19 protein-coding genes are annotated in these 21,335 nt (G+C 73.0%); 1 reads left to right on the top strand and 18 read right to left on the bottom strand.

What is annotated here, in order from left to right:
- Positions 1-56: 56 nt before the first annotated feature.
- From BKI49_RS19965 to BKI49_RS19915, 11 genes are all read right to left on the bottom strand, one after another.
- Positions 57-1,277, bottom strand: a complete 1,221-nt coding sequence (locus BKI49_RS19965; RefSeq protein WP_095935621.1) for a cytochrome P450 — start codon at positions 1,275-1,277, stop codon at positions 57-59.
- Positions 1,278-1,523: 246 nt separating this feature from the next.
- A complete protein-coding gene (locus BKI49_RS19960; RefSeq protein ID WP_095935620.1) occupies positions 1,524-2,198 on the bottom strand; it encodes a response regulator in 675 nt (224 codons plus the stop codon).
- Positions 2,195-3,541 carry a sensor histidine kinase gene (locus BKI49_RS19955; protein ID WP_257004875.1) on the bottom strand — a complete coding sequence of 449 codons (1,347 nt, stop codon included), beginning with the start codon at positions 3,539-3,541 and terminating at the stop codon, positions 2,195-2,197. The genes BKI49_RS19960 and BKI49_RS19955 overlap by 4 nt, the downstream gene beginning before the upstream one ends.
- Before the next feature lie 137 nt (positions 3,542-3,678).
- Positions 3,679-4,359, bottom strand: a complete 681-nt coding sequence (locus tag BKI49_RS19950) for a response regulator (RefSeq protein WP_095935619.1) — start codon at positions 4,357-4,359, stop codon at positions 3,679-3,681.
- Positions 4,356-5,840: a sensor histidine kinase gene (locus BKI49_RS19945; RefSeq protein ID WP_095935618.1), complete on the bottom strand. Its 1,485-nt coding sequence runs from the start codon at positions 5,838-5,840 to the stop codon at positions 4,356-4,358. The genes BKI49_RS19950 and BKI49_RS19945 overlap by 4 nt, the downstream gene beginning before the upstream one ends.
- Complete coding sequence (locus BKI49_RS19940; protein WP_095935617.1) at positions 5,833-7,065, bottom strand: acyltransferase family protein; 1,233 nt, start codon at positions 7,063-7,065, stop codon at positions 5,833-5,835. Before BKI49_RS19940 ends, BKI49_RS19945 begins: the two co-directional genes overlap by 8 nt.
- Positions 7,066-7,201: 136 nt before the next feature.
- Positions 7,202-8,098, bottom strand: a complete 897-nt coding sequence (locus BKI49_RS19935; protein ID WP_373557568.1) for an alpha/beta hydrolase — start codon at positions 8,096-8,098, stop codon at positions 7,202-7,204.
- A gap of 471 nt (positions 8,099-8,569) precedes the next feature.
- Entirely contained in the window at positions 8,570-9,505 is a 936-nt protein-coding gene (locus tag BKI49_RS19930; RefSeq protein WP_095935615.1) for an alpha/beta hydrolase, read from the bottom strand.
- Between the two features lie 558 nt (positions 9,506-10,063).
- The gene (kynU, locus tag BKI49_RS19925; protein WP_095935614.1) at positions 10,064-11,278 is read right to left on the bottom strand and encodes a kynureninase; all 1,215 of its coding nucleotides are present in this window, start codon (positions 11,276-11,278) and stop codon (positions 10,064-10,066) included.
- Positions 11,271-12,116 carry a tryptophan 2,3-dioxygenase family protein gene (locus BKI49_RS19920; RefSeq protein ID WP_095935613.1) on the bottom strand — a complete coding sequence of 282 codons (846 nt, stop codon included), beginning with the start codon at positions 12,114-12,116 and terminating at the stop codon, positions 11,271-11,273. The genes kynU and BKI49_RS19920 overlap by 8 nt, the downstream gene beginning before the upstream one ends.
- A gap of 168 nt (positions 12,117-12,284) precedes the next feature.
- Complete coding sequence (locus tag BKI49_RS19915) at positions 12,285-12,698, bottom strand: DUF3151 domain-containing protein (protein WP_095935612.1); 414 nt, start codon at positions 12,696-12,698, stop codon at positions 12,285-12,287.
- Between the two features lie 152 nt (positions 12,699-12,850).
- Here BKI49_RS19915 and BKI49_RS19910 point away from each other — a divergent pair, with 152 nt between their 5' ends.
- The gene (locus BKI49_RS19910; protein WP_095935611.1) at positions 12,851-13,408 is read left to right on the top strand and encodes a hypothetical protein; all 558 of its coding nucleotides are present in this window, start codon (positions 12,851-12,853) and stop codon (positions 13,406-13,408) included.
- On the opposite strand, the gene BKI49_RS19905 is transcribed toward BKI49_RS19910, so the two are convergent.
- The 7 genes from BKI49_RS19905 to BKI49_RS19875 form a co-directional block, all read right to left on the bottom strand.
- Positions 13,405-14,931 (bottom strand): MFS transporter, encoded by a 1,527-nt coding sequence (locus BKI49_RS19905; RefSeq protein ID WP_095935610.1) that lies wholly within the window; start codon positions 14,929-14,931, stop codon positions 13,405-13,407. The two genes, BKI49_RS19910 and BKI49_RS19905, sit on opposite strands and share 4 nt — an antisense overlap.
- A 119-nt stretch (positions 14,932-15,050) precedes the next feature.
- On the bottom strand, positions 15,051-16,073 hold the full coding sequence (gene fbaA, locus BKI49_RS19900; protein ID WP_095935609.1) for a class II fructose-bisphosphate aldolase: 1,023 nt from the start codon (positions 16,071-16,073) through the stop codon (positions 15,051-15,053).
- A gap of 231 nt (positions 16,074-16,304) precedes the next feature.
- Positions 16,305-16,856, bottom strand: a complete 552-nt coding sequence (gene pyrE, locus BKI49_RS19895) for an orotate phosphoribosyltransferase (protein ID WP_179332516.1) — start codon at positions 16,854-16,856, stop codon at positions 16,305-16,307.
- A 31-nt stretch (positions 16,857-16,887) separates the two neighbouring features.
- Positions 16,888-17,679: an aldose epimerase family protein gene (locus BKI49_RS19890; RefSeq protein WP_095935607.1), complete on the bottom strand. Its 792-nt coding sequence runs from the start codon at positions 17,677-17,679 to the stop codon at positions 16,888-16,890.
- Positions 17,680-17,714: 35 nt separating this feature from the next.
- The gene (locus tag BKI49_RS19885; protein ID WP_095935606.1) at positions 17,715-18,740 is read right to left on the bottom strand and encodes an SRPBCC family protein; all 1,026 of its coding nucleotides are present in this window, start codon (positions 18,738-18,740) and stop codon (positions 17,715-17,717) included.
- A gap of 67 nt (positions 18,741-18,807) precedes the next feature.
- Positions 18,808-20,457 (bottom strand): polyamine aminopropyltransferase, encoded by a 1,650-nt coding sequence (locus tag BKI49_RS19880; RefSeq protein WP_095935605.1) that lies wholly within the window; start codon positions 20,455-20,457, stop codon positions 18,808-18,810.
- 107 nt (positions 20,458-20,564) lie between these two features.
- Entirely contained in the window at positions 20,565-21,083 is a 519-nt protein-coding gene (locus tag BKI49_RS19875) for a DUF2617 family protein (RefSeq protein ID WP_095935604.1), read from the bottom strand.
- Positions 21,084-21,335 lie beyond the last annotated feature (252 nt).

The raw sequence follows: 21,335 nt of genomic DNA, 5'->3' as shown, positions 1-21,335 counted from the left end.
GCGTTCCTGAGCGCCTGCACGGACACTCACCCGTGCAGGCGCGCGGGGCGACGGTGTCAGACCTGCACCCTCAGGGACTCCAGCCCCCTGATCACGAAATTCGGCTTCCGCGACGGCTCCTCGGCGAGGTCCAGCGTCGGGGCCTTCGCCAGCAACGCACCCATGGACGCCGCCAGTTCGATACGGGCCAACGGCGCACCGATGCAGTAGTGGATACCGGCGCTGAACGAGATGTGCGGGTTGTCCGTGCGGGTCAGGTCCAGATCGCCCGGCGCCGCGAAGACCGCCGGGTCGTGGTTCGCCGACCCGAAGAGCATCGCGATCTCCGCCCCGCGGGGGATCGTCGTACCGTCGATCTCGATCTCGTCGAGCACCCAGCGCTCGAAGAGCTGAAGCGGAGTGTCGTAACGCATCAGCTCCTCCACCGCCCGGGGGATCAATCCGTGGTCCGCGCGCAGCGCCGCCAGCTGGCCCGGGTTGCGGAACAGTGCCCACCAGCCGTTCACCGTGGCGTTGACCGTCGCCTCGTGCCCCGCGTTCAGCAGCAGCACGCAGGTCGAGATCATCTCCTGCTCGGTGAGCCGGTCGCCCTCGTCATGGGCCGCGATGAGACCCGAGATCAGATCGTCCCCCGGCTCCTTGCGGCGCGCCTCGATCAGCTCCGTCAGATACTCGGTGAACTCGACCGACGCGCGCACCGCCTTCGCCGCCGTCTCCTCGGACGGGTTCAGCTCGTACATCCCGCAGATGTCCGCCGACCAGGGCCGCAACGGCGCCCGGTCCGACTCCGGGATGCCCAGCATCTCCGCGATCACCGCCACCGGCAGGGGCTCGGCGACATCGGACAGCAGATCGCCGCCGCCCGCCGCCACCAGCCGCTCGACCAGCTCACCCGCCAACTGGTCCACATACGGCTTCAGCCGCTCCACGGTGCGCGGCGTGAACGCCTTCGACACCAGCCGCCGGATACGCGTGTGGTCCGGGGGCTCCAGGTCCAGCATCCCGTGGTCGTTCAGCACGTGGAACGGCTCGTGCTCCGGCGGCGGCGCCGTCCGCCCGAAGTCCTCGTGCGTGAACCGGTGCTGATACGTCCGGCCCAGCCGGCGGTCCCGCAGCAATGCCGACACGTCCGCGTGGTGCGGCACCAGCCACTGGTCGGTGGGCTCGTAGTAGTGCACCCGGCCGCGCGCCCGCAACTCCTCGTACGCCGGGTACGGGTCCGCCACGAACGCCTGGTCCCACGGGTCGAAGGACTGCGGAATCTCCAAAGCTGCCATGAACGGACGCTAGCCCGGCACGAGCGCTCTGAACAGGGGGGTCTTGGTTCGGGGGGACCTCGGGAGGCATGACGGCTTTGGAGTGGGCAGGGCGGCATGGCGAGTGGGGCGGAGAAGCTTCGGGGGGGCGGAGCGGCATTGCGAGCGGAGCAGGGCAGCCGTGGAGTGGGCAGGGCGGCTTTGGGGGCGCTCAGGTTTGTGGGCTGCGGCGCGGCTCGGTGGGGGCAGGGCAGTTCCGCGAGCGGGTCACCTGGGGGTGACCAGCCTGGCCTCGTACGCGAACACCGCCGCCTGGGTACGGTCGCGCAGCCCCAGCTTCACCAGGATGCGGCTCACATGGGTCTTGATCGTGGACTCGGCGACCACGAGACGCTCCGCGATCTCGGAGTTCGACAGGCCCTGGGCGATGAGGACCAGCACCTCCGTCTCCCGCTCGGTCAGATCCCCGTACGCCGCGTGCGCCGTGGCCGGAAGCCGGGGCGCGTCCGCGAGCCTGGAGAACTCGGTGATCAGCCGCTTCGTGACGGACGGGGCCAGCAACGCCTCCCCCGACGCGACCACCCTCACCCCGTCGGCGAGCTGGCGTGCCGAGGCATCCTTCAGCAGGAAGCCGGAGGCCCCCGCGCGCAGCGCCTGGTACACGTACTCGTCGAGGTCGAACGTCGTCAGGACCAGCACCTTCGCGGAACTGTCCGCGGCGACGATCTCCCGGGTCGCCTCCAGCCCGTTCATCTCCGGCATGCGGACGTCCATCAGCACGACGTCCGGCGCCAGGTCACGGACCCGCTCCACCGCCTCCCTGCCGTTGACCGCCTCACCGACCACCTCGATGTCCGGCATCGCGCCCAGCAGGACGGAGAAGCCCTCGCGGACCATCACCTGGTCGTCCGCTATCAGGACCCGGATGGGGCCGTCCGTCATCCGGTCTCCTCCTCCGCGGCCGGCACCGGCAGGAACACCGTGACCTCATAGCCCCCGTCGTCCGTGCCGCCCGTCGTCATCTCACCGTCCAGCATCGTGACCCGCTCGCGCATGCCGGTGATGCCGTGCCCCGCGCCGTGCGTGGACTTCTCCAGACTCGTCGCCGGTGCGGGGCCGTTGACTATACGCAGGCCCAGCCCGCCGAGGACGTAGCCGATCTCCACTCGGGCGACCGCGCCCGGCGCGTGCCGCAGCGCGTTGCTCAGGGCCTCCTGGACTATTCGGTACGCCGACAGCTCGACGCCCTGCGGAAGCTCGCGCACCGCGCCCGTGACCACCTTGTCCACCGTCAGACCCGCCTCCCGCACATTCGCCAGGAGGGCGTCCAGGTCGGCGAGCGTGGGCTGCGGGGCGTCCGGGGCCTCGTAGTCCTCGGCGCGGACCACGCCCAGTACGCGGCGCAGCTCGGTGAGCGCCGCCACCGCGTTCTCCCGGATGGTGCGGAAGGCCTGCTCCAGCTCCGGCGGGGCGTTCTCCACGCGGTACGGGGCGGCCTCCGCCTGGATGGCGACCACCGACATGTGGTGGGCCACGACGTCGTGCAGCTCCCGGGCGATAGTCGTGCGCTCCTCCAGCAGCGCACGCTTGGAACGCTCCTGTGCCGTCTCGGACTGCTGGGCGGTCACCTCCTGCTCCGCCGTGCGTCGTATGTGCAGGACCGTGACGACCAGGAGGGCCAGGGCCGAGACGAACAGCAGCGGCATGGTGTTGTCACTGAAGTGGCCCGCGCCGAAGAGGGTCTCCGCGGTCAGTCCGTACGCGGCGGTGAGCAGCCACATCCATGCGGCGGTGCGAGGGCGTGAGCGCAGGGCCACGACCGTCAGCACCGACACATGGGCGACGAAGGCGCCCGGCATCCACGGCCAGTCGCTCCAGGAGTCGCTGAACACCGCGGCCACGGGGGTTGCCGCGAGGGAGAACCAGAAGGCGCCCACGGGGCGGATCAGTGTGGCCAGGACCGGGAGCAGGGCGAGGAGGGCGCAGATCGGGAGGCCGATTCCGCCGCGGCCGTCGCCTTCGGCGGTGGCCGCGATCATCGCCACCAGGCCGATCGCCGCCACTGCCGCGTGCGGCGTCCAGACCGCGTACTGCCGTATCCCCTGGGGCAGGCGGCGGGTGACGGGGCCGTCCACTCGCATGCGCGGGAGCGGGCGGTAGGCGAAGGCGTCGTGGAACAGGTCCTGGCGCAGCCCGCGCAGGGCGTCCGCGGCCAGCCTGAACTCCGGGCTGCGGGGCTTGGCCCTGCCCGGCGGCGTCATCTGCGTCTGGGTCGTCTCGGTCACGTTCAAAACGGTAGGACGGTGGGGGGTGCGTGGTCGTCCCCTGTGAGGAGGGTCCTTGTGGGTCCGTCTCAGGTACTACGGGTAGTCGGTGGGCCGGGGCTGGGGGTGGGGGCTGGGGGTTTCGGCTGGCTGCGGGGTCAGTAGCCCGAGGGGCGGACCAGGCCCGATTCGTAGGCGAAGACTGCTGCCTGGGTACGGTCGCGCAGGCCCAGCTTGACGAGGATGCGGCCGACGTGGGTCTTCACGGTCTGTTCGGCCACGACCAGGCGGTCGGCGATCTCCGCGTTCGACAGGCCCTGGGCGATGTGGGCCAGTACCTCGGTCTCGCGCTCGGTCAGCTCGCCCACGCGCTGCTTGAGCGGGGACCGCGGTGCGGCGTGCAGGCGGGAGAACTCGGCGATGAGGCGGCGGGTGATGCCCGGCGCGAGCAGCGCGTCGCCCGCCGCGACCACGCGTACCGCCTCGGCCAGCTGGTCGGCGGAGGCGTCCTTGAGCAGGAAACCGGAGGCGCCGGCGCGCAGGGCGTCGTACACGTACTCGTCGAGGTCGAAGGTGGTGAGCACCAGCACCTTGATCCGGGGCGTGTCGTCGGTGATGCGGCGGGTGGCGTCGATGCCGCCCAGCTCGGGCATGCGGATGTCCATCAGGACGACGTCGGGGGCGAGTTCGGAGACCTTGGCGATCGCGTCGAGGCCGTCGACCGCCTGACCCACCACCTCGATGTCCGGCTGGGTGTTGAGCAGCACGGTGAAGCCCTGCCGGACCATCTGCTGGTCGTCGGCGATCAGTACGCGAATGGTGCCGCTCGCGGTCGTCATGAAGTCTCTTCTCCCTCAGGGGCGGTGGGATCGTCGAGCGGGACGGCGACGCCGTGGCGCGGCAGGAACGCCGCCACCGCGAAGCCGCCGCACGCCGTCTCCGAGGTCACGAGGGTGCCACCGAGCATCGCGGCCCGCTCCCTCATGCCGAGCAGGCCGTGCCCGGCACCGGGGGACGGTGGTGCGGGGTGTGCGGGACGCGAGTTGACGACACGCACCTGGAGGCCGCGCGGGAAGTGCCACAGCTCGACGTGGACCGCGGAACCGGGCGCGTGCCGCAGGGCGTTGCTCAGCGCCTCCTGGACGATCCGGTACGCCGACAGCTCCACGCCCGGCGCGAGGGGAAGCTGTTCGCCGGTGATCTCCGTCGTCACGACCAGTCCCGCGGCGCGCGTGTTCTCCACGAGGGCGTCGAGACGGTCCAGCGTGGGCTGCGGGGAGTCGGGCGCCGCGCCCGTGCCCGCGCCGAGACCGTACGGGTCCTCGGGGTTCTCCGAACGCAGCACACCGAGGACGCGGCGCAGTTCGGTCAGGGCCTCCAGCGCGTTCTGCCGGATGCCCTCCAGATTCTCCTTCAGCTCGTCGGTGGGGTTCTCGACGAGATGGGGCGCGACCTGGGCCTGGATGGAGATCACGGACATGTGGTGGGCGACCACGTCGTGCAGTTCGCGGGCGATGCGGTTGCGCTCCTCCAGGAGGGTGCGCCGGGCCCGTTCCTCCGCGGTCAGCGAGGCCTGCTCGACCAGCTGGGTACGGGCCTCGCGGCGGCCCCGCAGCGCGGTGCCGAGGAGGACGACCGCGGCGAACACGACGACCGCCAGTACCCCCGTCGACCGGTAGACCGTGCCGCCGACCAGCCCTTGCAGGAAGTAGGTCACCAGGACGGTCACCGACAGCGCGCCGACTGCGACGCGCGCGGACACCCGCAGGGCGAGGAGGAAGAGCACGAAGGCGTGCGTGATGATCGCCAGTGCGCTCCACGGCCAGTCCGGCCGCGGGCCCGGGAAGCTCGTCACCATGTGCGACCTGGCGGCCGTGGCGGCCAGCACGGTGGCGCCCAGCGACAGCCACAGGGCCGGTACGGGCCGCCACAGGGCGAGGGCCATCGCCGCACCCTGCGCGGCACCGGTCACCGCGCTCAGCGCGAGACCCAGTCCATAGCCTTCGTTCAGCTCCGCCGACGCCGCGAACGCGAGCCCGAAAGCGAGCCAGCACACCACGACGTGCGGCAGCAGGCGCAGCCACCTCGGCCGCGACAGCGGGGGCAGCGGGGCGGCCGCCGGCGAGGCGAGGTCGGCCAGGACCGAACGCAGGACAACTCCCGTGCCGAGCAGGCGGCGTGAGCGGGTGCGTCCGCCAGGAGGATCGGTATCCGTGCCGGACGGCTTCGCCGGGTCCGCCGGGCGGGGTGGAGGAGGCACAGAGGGGTCGTCGTCCACGGCCCGGTGCTCCTCGCTCGTCACCTGATCAACCCTAGGCATGAGGCGTTCCCTTCGCTCCTCCCTGACCGAGGTCGTGGGCCCGCACGACCCGGGACGGTCGGCCGGTCCGACGGCGCGGCCCCTGCTCGTGGACGCGGAAGGCGGACCAGCAGACGGTCAGCGCGAGCAGGAACACGGGCAGCCAGGCCAGCCGGGCCGCGACCCAGCCCAGTCCGTCGGGCACGGTGTGCAGGCCGGCCAGCCGCCCCGCCCGCAGCCCCAGAGCGGTGACCGCCATCATGGACGTCTGGTGCCAGAGGAATATCGTCATCGCGGAGAGGTTGACGAAGGCTGTCACCGCCCAGGCCGCGGGGCGTCGCATCGCCCGGCGCAGCGGCTCACGCAGCAGCAGCGCGAGGCCGCACTGGGCCAGGCCGAAGGTGACCACCGCGAGCGTCGGCGGGTTCAGGTTCGAGACCGCGGCGCCCGGCACACCGACCATCGACGCCGGATAGCCCGCCCACGCCACGAGCGCCGCCGTCGCCGCGGCGCCACCGGCGAACAGCAGCAGGCCCGCCCGCCGTCGGTCCAGTTCACCGCGTGTCCAGGCCGCGCCCAAGGTGTACGGCACCAGCCAGCCCGCCACCACGTTCACCCAGCCGAGCCACGAGGGGCCGCCCAGGCCGAAGCGAATGAGGTCCACGTGGAGCACGACGGCCAGCGGCCACAGCGGGTTGATCCTCGTCAACAGGGGTGTCGCCGCGGTCAGTCCGGCGAAGACCACGAGGAACCACAGTGGCGACAGGGCCAGTTTCACCAGGGTGTGGACGGTGCCGTAGTCCGTGCCCGCGGCGAGCAGGCACGCCGTGGCCACCGCCCAGAGGCTCAGCACCGCGGCCACCGGCCTGAACAGGCGTCCCAGCCGGGCCCGCAGCCACCGCCCGTACGACATGCCCCGCGTCCGCGCCGACGCATGACTCTTCGTCGCCACATGCCCGCCCACCAGGAAGAACACGGCGAGCGTCTGGAAGATCCAGGAGATCGGGGCCAGCCACGGCATGCGCTGCAACGGGCTCGCCGCGTGCAGGGCCCCGCCGTCCGCGACGAGGGCCGTCACCAGCCAGTGGCCGAGCACGACGCCGAGGATCGCCAGGGCCCGCAGGGCGTCGACGGCGCGGTCCCGATCCCTCGGGGTCGCCTCGTCGATGCGGCGGACGCCGCCTCGCAGGGTGTCCACCGCCGCCCGTCGTGTCCGGCGGACCCTGCCCCGCGCGCCCGGTGCCATCGGCGTCCCTGGCGTCCCCGGTGCGCCTGTCGTCTCCTGGCCTTCCGAAGCTCCCCGGACTCCCGTCGCTGTGCCGCGGTCGCCGGGGTCGTCCGGTCGTGTGCCCTTCCGGCCGTGGGGCTCACGCAGGGTCGACTCACGCACGGGTCACCTCCGAGGTGTCACCGAGGACGATGCGGGCGAGGTTGTCCAGGGACACCGAGCCCGGCTTGAAGTAGTCGCTGTGCCCGCCGCGGCCCGCGGCGAAGGCGTGGGCGCCGAAGGCGGGGTTCATCGGGTCTCTGCCGAAGCCGACGGTCGTGCCGAAGAAGTGCGCCCGGGTGTGCGGGACGTGCGCGACCCAGTCGTCCGCGCCCCGGGCCGCCCATACGCGTGCGGACGTGCGCAGCCGGGCCGCCGAGTCGACACCGGTGCCCGGGCTGCCGAGGAGGACCAGCTCGTCCGTGTCCAGGCCTCTGGCCGCGCTGCCGCAGACCACCGTGCCGTACGAGTGGCACAGCAGGGACACGTGCGCCGACTCACCGACGATGCCCCGCAGTTCGCGGACGAAGCCGCGCAGTCGAGGGGCCGCCTTCCCGGCCCGGGCCGTCGTCAGCACCGTCGTGCTCACCGTGCCCGGGGTCTCGTAGCCCAGCCAGGCCACGACGGCCGTGCCCGGGCCGACGTCACGGTGCAGGGCGCGCGCCCCGGCACGGAAGCGGTCGTACGTCTCCAGGGTGGTGTCGGAGCCCGGGACCAGGACCGCCACCCGGTCGGCGCGGGCCAGGTCGCCGAAGACCTCGACCGCCTGCCCCGGCCCCCGTCCGTCGAAGGAGAGCAAGTGGCGGGAGGGTGCGGCCATGGCGCGGTCCGCGGCGGCGCGGCTGCGATCGCCGTGACCCGCGGCCATGCGGGCCGCCTCCGCGGCGTTGGCGCGGTTCGCCTCGTACGCCCTGTCCAGCGTCGCCGGCGTCAGAGGCGCTACGTCCACGGGCTCTGGGGCGGGGATCCGCGGGCGGGAGGCGGCGGACACGGGGACGACGACGGCGCCCATCACCAGTACGGCGAGGAGGGTGCGGCGCAGGTGTCTCCGGAGTCCGAGTCGGAGTCGGTGCGTGAGGGGTGGCTTCGCAGCCGACGGGACGGCAGGGGGCGGCTTCGTGTCCGACGGCGCGGCGAGCGACGGCTTCGCGTCCGGGGGATCGGCAAGCGGGGAGCGCGGGTCTCCCGGCCGGGCAGGCTGAGGGCGCGCGTTGGGTGATCGTCCCGTCCCGCTCCGCCTCGCCCGGAATCCCATGGTGTCCTTCCCTTCGGGGTGCCCGTGCTTCGGGCGTCCTCGAAGGGGAAGTTACGGATCGTGACGTGTCGTCGGCGTCCCGCTGGGGAGCTCACCTGGGAGGTAGCTCTCAGGTATTACGGGTATGACCGGGGGTGGCGCCGAGGGTGCGTGATGGTGCGTCACATATGCGTGGTGTGACGCCAGTTGTGCCGTGCGGGCCGCCGGGGCGGCCCGTCCACGGTCGGATCACCAGGCCAGTTGGGCGATCTCCTCCGCCACCACCGCACAGGCGTCCGCGGCCGGGTCGATCAGGGGGAAGTGGCCGACGTCCTCCAGGAGCGTCAGGCCCACCACCTCGCCCGCCCTGGCCGCCGCGTCGGCGTACGACTCGGCGACCGCCTGCGGCACCACGATGTCGTTACGCCCCTGGACGAGGGTGGTGGCGATGCCGGTGGGCATCAGCAGAACCGGGTCGGCGTAGGGCAGTCGTTCCGCGAACTTGGCTTCTCCGCCGAGGAATTGACGGGAGGCTCCGCCGCAGACGTCGAGCTTCTCCGCCACCTGGAAGTCCGCGATCGGCGCGAGCGCGACGACACCGCGCAGCGGGGCCGGCCCGTCGGTGCGCCAGGGCGCGTCGGCGGGCAGGACGTGCCGGGCGGCGGCCCACAGCGCCAGGTGCCCGCCCGCCGAGTGGCCCGTGACCACCGTGCGCCGGAGGTCGGCCTGTGGGAGCGCCTCACGGGCCAGGGCGGGCAGGGCGTCGAGCGCGGCCGCCACGTCGTCGAAGGTGTCCGGCCAGCGGCCCGCCACCGGGCCTTGCGACGGACCCGGTCCGCCGGGGCCCGCGTCCGCCGGACCGCCCTGCGCGGGGATCGCGGCGCCCCGCCGGTACTCGACGTTCGCCACGGCGAAGCCGCGGCGGGCCAGGAAGTCCGCGAACGGGGTGATGTGGCGGCGGTCGTACGGGGCTCGCCAGGCGCCGCCGTGCAGGACGACGACGAGGGGGGCGGGGACCGACGGGTCGGGCTCGCGCGGGGTGTAGAAGTCGATCACCTGGTCGGGGTGGTCGCCGTACGCGACGGTGATGTCGGGGTCCACGGGCGGGTGCGAGAAGGCTGACGCCTCTTCCGCTGCGTCGCGCTGGGCGGCTGACTCGCGCTCTGCGCCGGCGTCGTCCTGCATGCTCCAACCTCTCAAGGGTGAAACGGTTTTGGCGGACCAGGGGAGTATTCGGCCGTTGGCGGGGACGGTATCAGGCCGGTGACGTGCGTCGACATGGGGTTGTCACGCTCGGTGAGGGTGGTGCGGGCGGGCCGGGGGTGTCCGGGGGCCTGTGCGGGTCGCCGGGGGCGCCCTTCGCGAGGTGGACCCCAGTCGGGGCGGGGCGGGGTCCCCGGGGGGCGACCTTCGCGAGGGTGGGCCTTCGTCGGGGCGGGGCGAGGTCGTCGGGCGGGGGCCGGAGCGGGGTTTTCGCCCCCTCCGCCCCTGCCCGACCCGTACACCTGGGGGCTTCGCCCCCAGACCCCCGATCGGCCTGGACGGCCTCGTCCTCAAGCGCCGGACGGGCTGAAATCTGCCGCCCCGGCCTCAAGGCGACGAGCCCGTCGCCCCGGGCCTGGGAAAACGGCCTGGACGGCCTCGTCCTCAAGCGCCGGACGGGCTGAAATCTGCCGCCCTGGCCTCAAGGAACGAGCCCGGCGCCCAGGCGACGGGCTGAAACGTGCCCCCGGCCCGGACGGGCTACGCCCCCAGCGTCCGCCCCAGTACCCGTGCCGCCCTCTCCACGTCGGCGAAGCCCACGTACAGAGGGGTGAAGCCGAAGCGGAGGACGTCGGGGTGGCGGAAGTCGCCGATCACGCCCTGCTCGATGAGGGACTTCATCACGGTGCCCGCGTCGGCGCAGCGCAGGGCGACCTGGCTGCCGCGGTCGGCGTGGGCGGGCGGGGTGAGGGACTCGACCCGGCCCTCGGGGACGTACTGCGAGACGCAGTCGAGGAAGAAGTCCGTGAGGGCCAGCGACTTGGCGCGGACGGAGTCGACGGAGACGCCGTCCCACACGTCGAGCGCGGCCTCCAGGGCGAGCATCGACAGGATGTCGGGGGTGCCGACCCGGCCGCGCAGCGCGCCCGGAGCGGGGGCGTACGCCGGGCTCATGCCGAAGGGTTCGGCGTGGGAGTTCCAGCCGGGCAGCGGCGAGTCGAAGCGGTCCTGATGGGCGGCGGCGACGTACAGGTAGGCCGGCGAACCGGGCCCGCCGTTCAGGTACTTGTATGTACAGCCGACCGCCAGGTCCACCCCGTGGGCGTCCAGGCCGACGGGCAGGGCGCCCGCGCTGTGGCACAGGTCCCAGACCGCGAGCGCCCCCGCGTCGTGGATCGCGGCGGTGAGGGAGGGCAGGTCGTGCAGCCGGCCGGTGCGGTAGTCGACGTGGTTGAGGAGGACGGCCGCCGTGCGCGGGCCCAGCACGCCGGGCACCTCGGCGGGTTCCACGGGGCGCAGCTCGCAGCCCGTCAGGCGGGCGGCGGACGCGGCGATATAGCCGTCGGTCGGGAAGGTGGTCGCGTCGACGACGATCTCGTCGCGGCCGTCGCCCGCCAGCCGGACGGCTCCGACCAGGGCCTTGAAGACGTTGACGCTCGTGGAGTCCCCGACCACGATCTGGCCCGGGGCCGCCCCGACGAGCGGCGCGATGCGGTCGCCGATGCGTTCCGGCGCCGTCCACCAGCCGCTCTCCTCCCAGGAGCGGATACGGAGTTCGCCCCACTGGCGGCGGACGACGTCGTCGACGCGGGCGGGGACGTCGGCCGGCAGCGCGCCGAGCGAGTTCCCGTCGAGGTAGACCGCGTCGTCGAGCACGAACCTCTTGCGCAGTCCGGCGAGTTCGTCGGCCGCGTCCAGCTGTGCGGCTCGTGCGCTCGGCTCGGACTGCACGGCGTTGCCGCGCGGCTCAGACATGGGACCTCGCCGTCCACAGCTCGGGGAACACGTTCTTCTGGGCGCGCTTCTCCAGCCAGGCCACGCCGGCGGAGCCACCCGTGCCGGCCTTCGCGCCCATCGCGCGGCGGGTGGCGACGAGATGGTCGTTGCGCCAGCGCCAGACCAGTTCGGCGACGTCGGTCAGCGCCTCGCCGAGGCGGGCGAGTTCGTCGTCCTCGGGGCCCGCGTACAGGGCCGTCCACACGGCCTCGACGTCGTGGGACGGCTCGTAGCGGAGGGAGACGTCACGCTGCAGCACGGATGCCGGGACGGCGTGCCCGCGCCGGGCGAGCAGTCGCAGGACCTCGTCGTACAGGCTCGGCTCGTGCAGGGCCTTCTCCAGCTCGGCGTGGACGCGCGGCGCACCCCGGTGCGGGACCAGCATGGACGCGGACTTCTCGCCGAGCAGGAACTCCATCCGGCGGTACATCGCGGACTGGAAGCCGGAACCCTCGCCGAGGGCGGAGCGGTACGCGTTGAACTGGGCGGGGGTGAGCTGGGAGAGCGGGCGCCAGGACGCGTTCAGCGCCTCCAGCTCCCGTACGGACCGCTTCAGCGCGGCGACGGCGACCGGCACCCGGTCCTCGCGCAGCGCGTTCGCCGCGGTCTCCCACTCGTGGACGATGACGGTGAACCACAGCTCCATGACCTGGGTCGTCACCAGGAAGACCATCTCTCCGGGGTCGTCGGAGAGGGTGTGCTGGAGGTGGGTCAGGACGTCCGCCTGGACGTAGTCCTCGTACGGAGTCGTTCCCTGGAAGTCGAGATGCGGGGTCTCGGGCTCCGTGGCCTCGACGGGCTGAGCCTGATGGGACATCGCTGTCTCCTGCAATGTGCTCCGGGTAGCGGTCCGCCCCTGCCGTTACCGACACGGGGGCCCCGGTCCCCACCGGGCATCCTCCACAATCGTGCCCCGAAACCGCAAGGTCCGCCTGGTCACACCAGGCGGACCTGCACCCGCCCGGCCGCGGGCCGGGTTCCGGGGCTAGCCCAGGGTCTGGGCCGCCGTCGGCGAGGAGTCCTTCAGGAACTGGCTGCAGCGCTCGTACTCCTCCTGCTCGCCGATCGCCTGGGCGGCGCGGGCGAGGCCGTGCAGGGCGCGCAGGAAGCCGCGGTTCGGCTCGTGCTCCCAGGGCACCGGGCCGTGGCCCTTCCAGCCGTTGCGGCGCAGGGCGTCCAGGCCACGGTGGTAGCCGGTGCGGGCGTAGGCGTACGACTCGACGACGCTGCCCCGCTCGTACGCCTCGTCGGCGAGCTGCGCCCAGGCGAGTGAGGAGGTGGGGTACTTGGCGGCGACGTCGGCGGGGGGCGTGCCGTTCGCCAGGAGCTCGCGCGGCTCCGGGTCGTCGGGGAGGTGGGTCGGGGGCGGTCCCCCGAGGAGGTTCTCGTGAATCGTCATGGGTTCAGTCTGCTGCATTGTCCGTGATCGGTAACGGTCGCCCGCGGCCCTTATGGAACGACGGGTTCCGCGGGCACACTGCGATCACGCCCGAACTGATCGTGCGCACGACAACGCGCGCACGGGGACGTGTGACGACGACGGGGGACCACATGCGTACGACGACCGCTGCCCGGCTGCGCAGGACCGGCGCCCTGGGCGCTCTCACCGCCGCGGCCCTGCTGGCCACCACCGCCTGCCAGCCGGAGGACGAGGCGCAGGGAGCGGCGTCCCCGTCGTCCACCGCCTCGGCCGGCGCCGAGGCCTCCCCCTCCGCCGACGCGTCCGACGCCCCCTCCGCGACGGCGTCCGCCACCGCGAAGGACCCCGCCTGCAAGGGCTGGAAGGGCATCGACCTCATGCTGCTGCCCGGCGTGCGGACCGAGGGCGACCGCGCCTATCTGAAAGTCCAGGAAGGCACCTGGTCCTGCCCGAGAATCGACATGCCCGTCTGGCACACGATCGGCCCGAAGCACGAGATACCGCTCTCCGCGACGGCGAAGATCACCGTGAACCATCCGCTCTACGACACCGAAGTCAACAAGCCGATGGACGTCCGCACCTTCCTGGACAAGGCCGACGCTGCGGCGACCGCGAGCCGGATGTACTTCGCCTACACGATCGACAAGACCGGCACGGTCACGAAGCTGGACCAGCGCCGGATGGCCTAGGCGCCCCCCGGGACGGGAGGGTCCGGGGCCGCTCGCCGGGGCTCCAGCGGGGGCGCCGTGACGGAGCCGTGGGTGAGGCACTCTGGCCGTCGGCAGCCGGGCGCCGGACGCCGTACGGTCGCGAAGGCCAGCACCGCCCCGACCACCAGGACGGCCGCGCACAACGGCATCGCACGCCGGAACGCGGCGTTGAAGGCGTCCGCCTCGCGGTAGGCCTCCGGGCCCATCCCGGCGAGCAGCGGCAGCGCGGCCACGGCGATCAGGCCCGCCGCGCGGGCCGCCGCGTTGTTGATCCCGCTGGCCAGGCCCGCCCGCTCGGTGGTGACGGAGGCGAGGACGGTGGCGGTCAGCGGCGCGACCAGGGTGACCATGCCCGCCCCCATCACGAGCAGCGCGGGCAGCACGTCCGCCGCGTACGAGGCGTCGGGGCCCACCCGCAGCATCAGCAGCATCCCCGCCGCGCACAGCAGCGGCCCCACCGTGAGCGGGATGCGCGGCCCGATGTGCTGGGCCAGTTCACCCGAGCGGGCGGAGAACAGCAGCATCAGGACCGTCGTCGGCAGCAGCGCCGTACCGGCCTGGAGCGGCGAGTACCCCGCCACCACCTGGAGCTGGAGCGCGGTGAGGAAGAAGAAACCGCCGAAGGCCGCGTACACGCACAGGGTCACCAGATTGACCGCCGTGAACTGGCGCGACGCGAAGATGTCGAGCGGCAGCATCGGGTCGGGCCGCCGCCGTTCGACGAACACGAAGGCCACGCCCGCCGCCACGCCCGCGACCGCCGTCACGGCGACCACCACGGACCCGCTGCGGGCCTCGATCAGGGCGTACGTCACCAGCGCCAGCGAGAGGGCGCCGAGAGCCGCCCCGAGCACGTCGAAGCCCTGATGGGCGCGCTCGTCGGACGACTCCGGGACGTGCCGCAGCGCGATCGGGGCGCACAGCAGCGCCACCGGGACGTTCAGCAGGAAGACCCAGCGCCAGCCGGGACCGTCCACCAGCCAGCCGCCCAGGAACGGGCCCACGGCGGCACCGACGCCGCCGAAGCCCGACCACAGCCCGACGGCCCGGGCCCGGTCGTCGGGATGGAAGGACGCCTGGATGAGCGCCAGGGAACCAGGGGTCAGCAACGCTCCCCCGACCCCCTGCAGGGCGCGCGCGGCGACGAGCACGGTGTCGGTCGGCGCGAGCCCGCACAGCAGGGACGCGGCCGCGAACCACACCACGCCCAGCACGAAGATCCGGCGCCGCCCGAAGCGGTCGCCGAGCGACCCGCCCAGCAGGATCAGACCCGCCAGCGTCAGCATGTACGCGTTCACGGTCCACTGGAGGGTCGTGAGTCCGGCGTCCAGGTCGCGGCCGATGCGCGGCAGCGCCACGTTCACGACCGTCGAGTCCAGCAACGCCATGCTGGAGCCGAGGACGGTGGTGAGCAGGATCCACTTGCCCGTGGTCGAGGAGATCCGTACGTCCGGTCCCGTTCCCGGCGTCTCCTGTGCACTCTTCTGCGAAGGCGCAGCCATACCTCGGAGGATACGGAAGGGCCCGGCACCGTGGGAGGTGCCGGGCCCGGCCGCGCGGTACTGCCGCGAAAGGACCCGGGCGGCCGTGGTCCGGCCGCCGCGGGGCTCCCGCGCGCCCGCTACTTCAGCTTGGTGCCCGCGGAACGCAGCGCCACACAGGCCTCGCCGACGCGCTTGGCCATGCCGGCCTCGGCGAGCTTGCCCCAGGTGCGCGGGTCGTAGGTCTTCTTGGAGCCGACCTCGCCGTCGACCTTCAGGACGCCGTCGTAGTTCTTGAACATGTGGTCCGCGACGGGACGCGTGAAGGCGTACTGGGTGTCGGTGTCGAGGTTCATCTTCACGACGCCGTTCTCCAGCGCGGTGGCGATCTCCTCGGCCGTGGAGCCGGAGCCGCCGTGGAAGACGAAGTCGAACGGGTCGGCCTTGCCGTGCTTGGCGGCGACGCCCTCCTGGAGGTCCTTGAGGAGCTCGGGACGCAGCACGACGTTGCCGGGCTTGTACACGCCGTGCACGTTGCCGAAGGACGCGGCGAGCAGGTAGCGGCCCTTCTCGCCCAGGCCGAGGGCCTCGGCGGTGCGCAGGGCGTCCTCGACGGTGGTGTACAGCTCGTCGTTGATCTCGTGGCTGACGCCGTCCTCCTCGCCGCCGGTCGGGGTGATCTCGACCTCGAGGATGATCTTCGCGGCGGCGGCCTTCGCGAGCAGCTCCTGGGCGATGGCCAGGTTGTCGGCGAGGGTCTCGGCGGAGCCGTCCCACATGTGCGACTGGAACAGCGGGTTCGCGCCCTTGGCGACGCGCTCGGCGGAGATGTCGAGCAGCGGACGGACGTAGCCGTCCAGCTTGTCCTTGGGGCAGTGGTCCGTGTGCAGCGCGACGGTGATGTCGTACTTGGCGGCCACGATGTGCGCGTACTCGGCGAGGGCGACCGCGCCGGTCACCATGTCCTTGTTGTACTGGCCGCCCAGGAACTCCGCACCACCGGTGGAGATCTGGATGATGCCGTCGCTCTCGGCCTCCGCGAAGCCGCGCAGCGCAGCGTGCAGGGTCTGGGACGAGGTCACGTTGATGGCCGGGTAGGCGAACTTGCCTGCCTTCGCCCGGTCGAGCATCTCGTTGTAGACCTCGGGGGTTGCGATGGGCATCTGTCCGCTCCTTGTATGTGCGGGTCTGCGTACGGCTGGTGCGGTACGTAGGGACTGGTGCTTACGGCCCTGACCTAGGGGGGCGACGTCATCGTCGTCCCCATCTTTCCAGACTTGGCCGGATGCTTGAGACACCCTGTCCGGGATACGGGACCGAGCCGCGGGACCCCGCCGCCGGCGGGGTCCGTCCGGCCGTCGCGCGGGACCGCGAGCGTATGCCGGTGCCGGGCCTCAGTCGAGGCCCAGCTCGTCCTTCGAGTAGGCGAAGAGGTACGGCACCCCGGCGCCGGCCTCGATCTTCTCGGCCGCGCCGGTCGCCCGGTCGACGATCGTGGCGACGCCGACGACCTCCGCGCCGGCCTCACGGACCGCCTCGACCGCGGTCAGCGGGGAACCGCCGGTGGTCGACGTGTCCTCGACGACGAGCACGCGCCGCCCCTTGATCTCGGGGCCCTCGACCCGGCGCTGCAGCCCGTGCGCCTTGGCGGCCTTGCGCACGACGAAGGCGTCGAGCCTGCGCCCGCGCGCGGCGGCGGCGTGCAGCATGGCCGCGGCCACCGGGTCGGCCCCCATGGTCAGCCCGCCCACGGCGTCGAAGTCGAGGTCGGCGGTGAGGTCGAGGAGCACCTGCCCGACCAGCGGGGCGGCCTCGCCGTCCAGCGTGATCCGGCGCAGATCCACGTAGTAGTCGGCCTCAAGACCCGAGGAGAGGGTCACCTTGCCGTGCACCACGGCCTTGTCCTTGATCTGCTGCAGCAGCTCGCCGCGTGTGCCTGGCGGCATTGCTGCGTTGACGTCACTCATGTCCGCCAGCTTAGAGGCGCCGCCAGCTCCAGGTGGTGGTCGCCTCCAGGGGCTCGATGGGGGTGACCAGGCGGGGGAGGGTGTTCAGGCCGTTGGGCGGCCCGGTCTGCGGCTCCACGCAGACGGCGGCCTCCTGCTCGTCGTAGACGACGACCCACTCCTCGCGGCTGGCGACCTTCAGCTCGATCTGCCCCGGCCAGGTGAGCGTCACGTCGACACCGCCCGGCATGCCGAAGCAGTCGTCCCAGGGCCCGGGCCTCGGCTCGGTCCGCCGGCCGGTGGGCAGGTGGTCGTCGCCGCGTTCCTCCTGCCAGGCGGGGGCGAAGTCGACGCGGACGTCGTCGCCGCCGTCGAGGCTGCGGTTGAACCAGGGATGCCAGCCGATCTGGGCGGGGAACGAGGAGCCGTAGGTCTCCACGGACATCGTCAGCGTGAGGGAGTCCTCGGCCAGCGTGACGGCGTGCGTGACGCGCGCGGGGTGCGGCCAGGGCTCCACGAGGTCGTAGGTGATCACGGCCTCGTCCTTGCCCGCGCGGGCGGTGCGCCAGGCGCCGTCGCGGGCCGTGCCGTGGATGGCGTGCGGCGGGGAGTTCAGCGGCATCTGGCGTACGGTGGCGCCGTCGAGGAAGCGGCCGTCGCGGATGCGTCCGCACCACGGGACCATCGGGAAGCACCCGAACTTCGCGCCCTGCCTCAGCAGTTCGACGCCGCCGATCCGCAGACTTCCGATCCGTCCGCCGTTGGCCGGCGCCACGGTCGCCTCCGCGTCGCCCGCGGTCAGCGTGATGTCTTCGTTACTCACGGAGTTGACCCTACTGGGGTGCGGGCCCCTCGTGGTCAACGGCGCTTGCGCAGGGCCCGGGTCAGGGCGATGGCCGAGGCCAGGGCGAGGGCGGCCGCCGGGGCGGCCCAGCGGAGGGTGGCCCGGGCGGCGGTGGCCTCCGGGGGCGGGACCGGCGCGTACCGGCCGCGCGGGGGAGCGTGGTCCACCTCCTCGGCGCTGCGGCCGATCATCGTCCGGCGGGCGTGCGCCGCCTCGGCCATGGCGTCCTCGCCGTCCAGCACGTCCTCGCCGTCCTCCTCCATGTCGAACTCCTCCCCCACGAACTCCCCTTCCAGGAGGTCGTCGTCGTTCAGCGGGTCGAGGGACGGGGGCGGCACCTCCGTCTCGAAGACCGAACCGGAGGCGGGAGAGGAGTCAGGAGCGGAGTCGGGTGTGGAGTCGGAGGCGGCGGCGTCGGGCGCGCGTCCGGATTCGGGCTCGGGCGTGGGCTCTGGCGCGGATTCGGGCTCGGGCGTGGGCTCGGGCGCGGTTCCGGAATCGGGCTCGGGCCGGCCGGCCGGCCCGTTCGCGGCGGCCGGCGGCGCGTCCGTGACCGCCTCCGGCCCGGCGGCGGGCCCGGTGGGCCGCTCCGGCTCCGGTTCCGCGGCCGCCGTCGGGGCGGGGCCCGCGGCCAGGCCCTCCGCGAAGCGGCTCAGCAGCCGGGTGCCGGCCGAGGACACCGCGTCCGCGGGCAGCTCCGCCACGCGGCCGTCGCCGGTGGCCGTGCCGCCGAAGGCGAGCGTCGTACCGCCGTCGGCGGGACGGAGGCGTGCGGTGAGGGCGAGTTTCACGGAGCCGCCGCCGCGGACCTCGCTCGCGTCGCCCTCGACGGCGTAGGACCCGTCGTCCTGCGGGGTGACGGCGAGCCTGCCGCGATAGGTGATGCTGTGGCCGCCGACGCGGACCTTCAGACGGCCGGAGACGGGCGGCGTCCCCGCGTCCTGCTGGAGACCGGGAACCGCGCGGGCCACCCGGGCGGGGTCGGCCAGCGCCTCCCTCAGCCGCTCGGGCGGAACCGGAACGAACACCTCATGCTCCATGTCTGCCGAGCCTACCCAGCACGGCGCGGAACGCACCCGGGTATCACCGGATTCCCCCACGTGCTCCTCAGTCGGCGTACCGCGGGTGCACCAGCTCCGACGGCGGCAGGTCGCGGCCGACCCGGGTGCGCCGGACCGCGCGGGCGTCGGCCGTCAGACCCGCCTGGGTGAGGGTGCGCGGCCGTGGGCCGTCCGACGGCAGCCGCAGGGGCACGGCCGTCCGGCCGGCCAGGACGAAGCCCCAGTCGCCCGGTGCGCCGGGCTCGCCGCCCCGGGCGCGGTCGGGGCCCGCCGCGAAGCCGGAGTTGCGGCCGCTCACGCGGTAGGGGGTGGTGCGCAGACCGGCCGCGCGCATCGTCGCGTCCACGGTCCAGAAGGCGCGGGGGCGGGCGGAGACGGGTCCCGCGTGCACGACGAGGCGGCCGTCGGGGGCCAGGACGCGGCGGGCGAGTCCGTAGAACTCCTGGGAGTACAGCTTGGTGCTCGCGGTGATGCCCGGGTCGGGGAGGTCCGAGATCACCACGTCGTACGTGGAGGGGGCCGAGCGCAGCCAGCGGAAGGCGTCGGCGGTGACGACGTGCACACGCGGGTCGTCGTAGGCGTGCCGGTTGAGGGCGGACAGGGCGGGGTCGGAGCGCGCCAACCGCACTACCTGGGAGTCGAGTTCGACGACGTCGACGCTGCGCACCCCGGGGTGGCGCAGCACTTCGCGCGCGGCGAGGCCGTCGCCGCCGCCGAGGATGAGCACGCGCGCGTGCGGGCCGTTCATCGCGGGGTGCACGAGTGCTTCGTGGTAGCGCTTCTCGTCGCGGCCGCTGAACCGCAGGCGGCCGTCGAGGAAGAGGTGGAGGGGGCGGCCGTGGGTGCCGCCGGTGAGGACGACCTCCTGGACGCCGGTGCGGAGCGCGACGCGCACGTCCGCCCCGTACACCGCGTGCCGCGCGGCCCGTTCGAAGTCGTCGACCAGCGCGGCGGCCGAGGCGAGGAGTCCGAGGACGGTGACGTTGACGACGAGCAGGGTCCAGCGGGCGCGGCGGGTCAGGTCCCGGCGGAACAGACCGAGGACGAGGGCGCCGCCCGCGACGGCGTTCACCATGCCGGTGAGCAGGGCGCCGGTGAGCTGGCCGAACATCGGGAGCAGCAGGAAGGGGAAGGCGAGTCCGCCGACGAGGGCGCCCACGTAGTCCGCCGCGAACAGGTCCGCCACCGCTCCGCCCGGGTCCTGGCGGCGGATGCGCTGTATCAGCTCCATGAGGAGGGGGACTTCGGCGCCGATGAGCAGACCGATGGCCAGGGAGAAGGCCACCAGCAGATAGCGGCATCCGTCGGCCCATAGGCCTCCCCAGCCGCCGGTCCACGCGAACACCGCGTACAGGGCCATCGCGCTGCACCCGCCGATCAGCGCGAGGGCCGCCTCGACGGCGCCGAAGCCCGCCGCGGCGCGCGGGCGCAGGCGTTTCGCGGCGAGCGAGCCGATCCCCATCGCGAAGACCATGACGGACAGCACGACGGAGGCCTGGGTGACCGAGTCGCCGATCAAGTACGAGGCGAGGGCGACGAGTTCGAGTTCGTACACCAGTCCGCACGCCGCGCAGACGAAGACACCGGCGAGGACGAGGAACCTCCCGATGCCCGGGCGGACCGGCAGCCGCGCCTGGCCCTGGACGCCCCAGGACGGCGGCGCGCCGGGGGGAGCTGGCGCGTGCGGATCGATCACGCTGGGAACGCTACGTCACGCCGCCACTACGCCTCGTCACCCACACGTGTGGAACCGCGGCGCTTTGTGGCACCCTGTCCGTCCGGCGCCGCTCCCGGCTCGCGCGGTCACAACGCCGCCGCCACCCGGACTCCGACCCTGGTGCGGGTCGCCACCAACTGGCCGTCCTGCGGGTACGCGTGCCAGGTGCGCCAGTGGATCTGCCCCTCGTGGCGCTGGGCGAGCATGGCGGTGAAGGCGTGCGGGCTGCCGGGGAAGACGCCCGCGAGGCCGTGGGGGTGGTCGGAGACGAGGGCCAGCAACTCCTGGGCGCGGCCGGCGAAGGAGCCGGGCGACAGCACCTCGACGCGGGCCGCGAACTCGTACTCCCAGTCGTTGATCCGCTTGGCCACGCCGAGCGGAAGGGGTGTGCTGCTGCCCGGGATGCAGGCGACGGTCTCGGAACAGCGGCCTCGCTCCTCCTCCAGGAGCACCTGGTGGGACGCGCCGAGGAGTCTCAACTGAAGCTCCACCCCTTCCAGTTCGAGGTCGAGCGTGGCCAGGGCCGGCAGCGGTTCGCGGCCGAGGGCCCAGGCGAGGTCGGCCGCGCGCGTGTCGGTGTACGAGGTGTTCAGGGTCGTGAGCATGGGTCGGCTCCGCTAGCACGCAAAGAGAGGTGGGGTTCCGGCGCACCCGGTCGGCACCGGGGGAACGGCCCGGCCAGCCCGGTCAGGAGGACGCCCGAAGGACGGACCTGAAGGGGAGAAGGACCGGTCCCACGGGCGTCCCAGGCCTGTAGGCCCAGGGCTGCGTTGGTGATTTAGAGGGAATCATGAACTGTGGCGCCACCACAGCGTTTTTACCCAACTTCGTGGGGTTTCCATCCCCCCGAGGGCTCC

Origin of the sequence: Streptomyces sp. Tue6028 (assembly GCF_002300165.1) — a bacterium.
Lineage (GTDB): Bacteria > Actinomycetota > Actinomycetes > Streptomycetales > Streptomycetaceae > Streptomyces > Streptomyces siamensis.
Note: the sequence above shows the minus strand (reverse complement) of the source record. Positions and strands in the feature narration are given on the sequence as shown.

What these genes read in the sequence shown, in the direction of transcription:
- BKI49_RS19965 (WP_095935621.1), bottom strand. Translation starts at nt 1,277, where the DNA reads ATGGCAGCTTTGGAGATTCCGCAGTCCTTCGACCCGTGGGACCAGGCG.
- BKI49_RS19960 (WP_095935620.1), bottom strand. Translation starts at nt 2,198, where the DNA reads ATGACGGACGGCCCCATCCGGGTCCTGATAGCGGACGACCAGGTGATG.
- BKI49_RS19950 (WP_095935619.1), bottom strand. Translation starts at nt 4,359, where the DNA reads ATGACGACCGCGAGCGGCACCATTCGCGTACTGATCGCCGACGACCAG.
- BKI49_RS19945 (WP_095935618.1), bottom strand. Translation starts at nt 5,840, where the DNA reads ATGCCTAGGGTTGATCAGGTGACGAGCGAGGAGCACCGGGCCGTGGAC.
- BKI49_RS19940 (WP_095935617.1), bottom strand. Translation starts at nt 7,065, where the DNA reads ATGGCACCGGGCGCGCGGGGCAGGGTCCGCCGGACACGACGGGCGGCG.
- BKI49_RS19935 (WP_373557568.1), bottom strand. Translation starts at nt 8,098, where the DNA reads ATGGGCGCCGTCGTCGTCCCCGTGTCCGCCGCCTCCCGCCCGCGGATC.
- BKI49_RS19930 (WP_095935615.1), bottom strand. Translation starts at nt 9,505, where the DNA reads ATGCAGGACGACGCCGGCGCAGAGCGCGAGTCAGCCGCCCAGCGCGAC.
- kynU (WP_095935614.1), bottom strand. Translation starts at nt 11,278, where the DNA reads ATGTCTGAGCCGCGCGGCAACGCCGTGCAGTCCGAGCCGAGCGCACGA.
- BKI49_RS19920 (WP_095935613.1), bottom strand. Translation starts at nt 12,116, where the DNA reads ATGTCCCATCAGGCTCAGCCCGTCGAGGCCACGGAGCCCGAGACCCCG.
- BKI49_RS19915 (WP_095935612.1), bottom strand. Translation starts at nt 12,698, where the DNA reads ATGACGATTCACGAGAACCTCCTCGGGGGACCGCCCCCGACCCACCTC.
- BKI49_RS19910 (WP_095935611.1), top strand. Translation starts at nt 12,851, where the DNA reads ATGCGTACGACGACCGCTGCCCGGCTGCGCAGGACCGGCGCCCTGGGC.
- BKI49_RS19905 (WP_095935610.1), bottom strand. Translation starts at nt 14,931, where the DNA reads ATGGCTGCGCCTTCGCAGAAGAGTGCACAGGAGACGCCGGGAACGGGA.
- fbaA (WP_095935609.1), bottom strand. Translation starts at nt 16,073, where the DNA reads ATGCCCATCGCAACCCCCGAGGTCTACAACGAGATGCTCGACCGGGCG.
- pyrE (WP_179332516.1), bottom strand. Translation starts at nt 16,856, where the DNA reads ATGCCGCCAGGCACACGCGGCGAGCTGCTGCAGCAGATCAAGGACAAG.
- BKI49_RS19885 (WP_095935606.1), bottom strand. Translation starts at nt 18,740, where the DNA reads ATGGAGCATGAGGTGTTCGTTCCGGTTCCGCCCGAGCGGCTGAGGGAG.
- BKI49_RS19875 (WP_095935604.1), bottom strand. Translation starts at nt 21,083, where the DNA reads ATGCTCACGACCCTGAACACCTCGTACACCGACACGCGCGCGGCCGAC.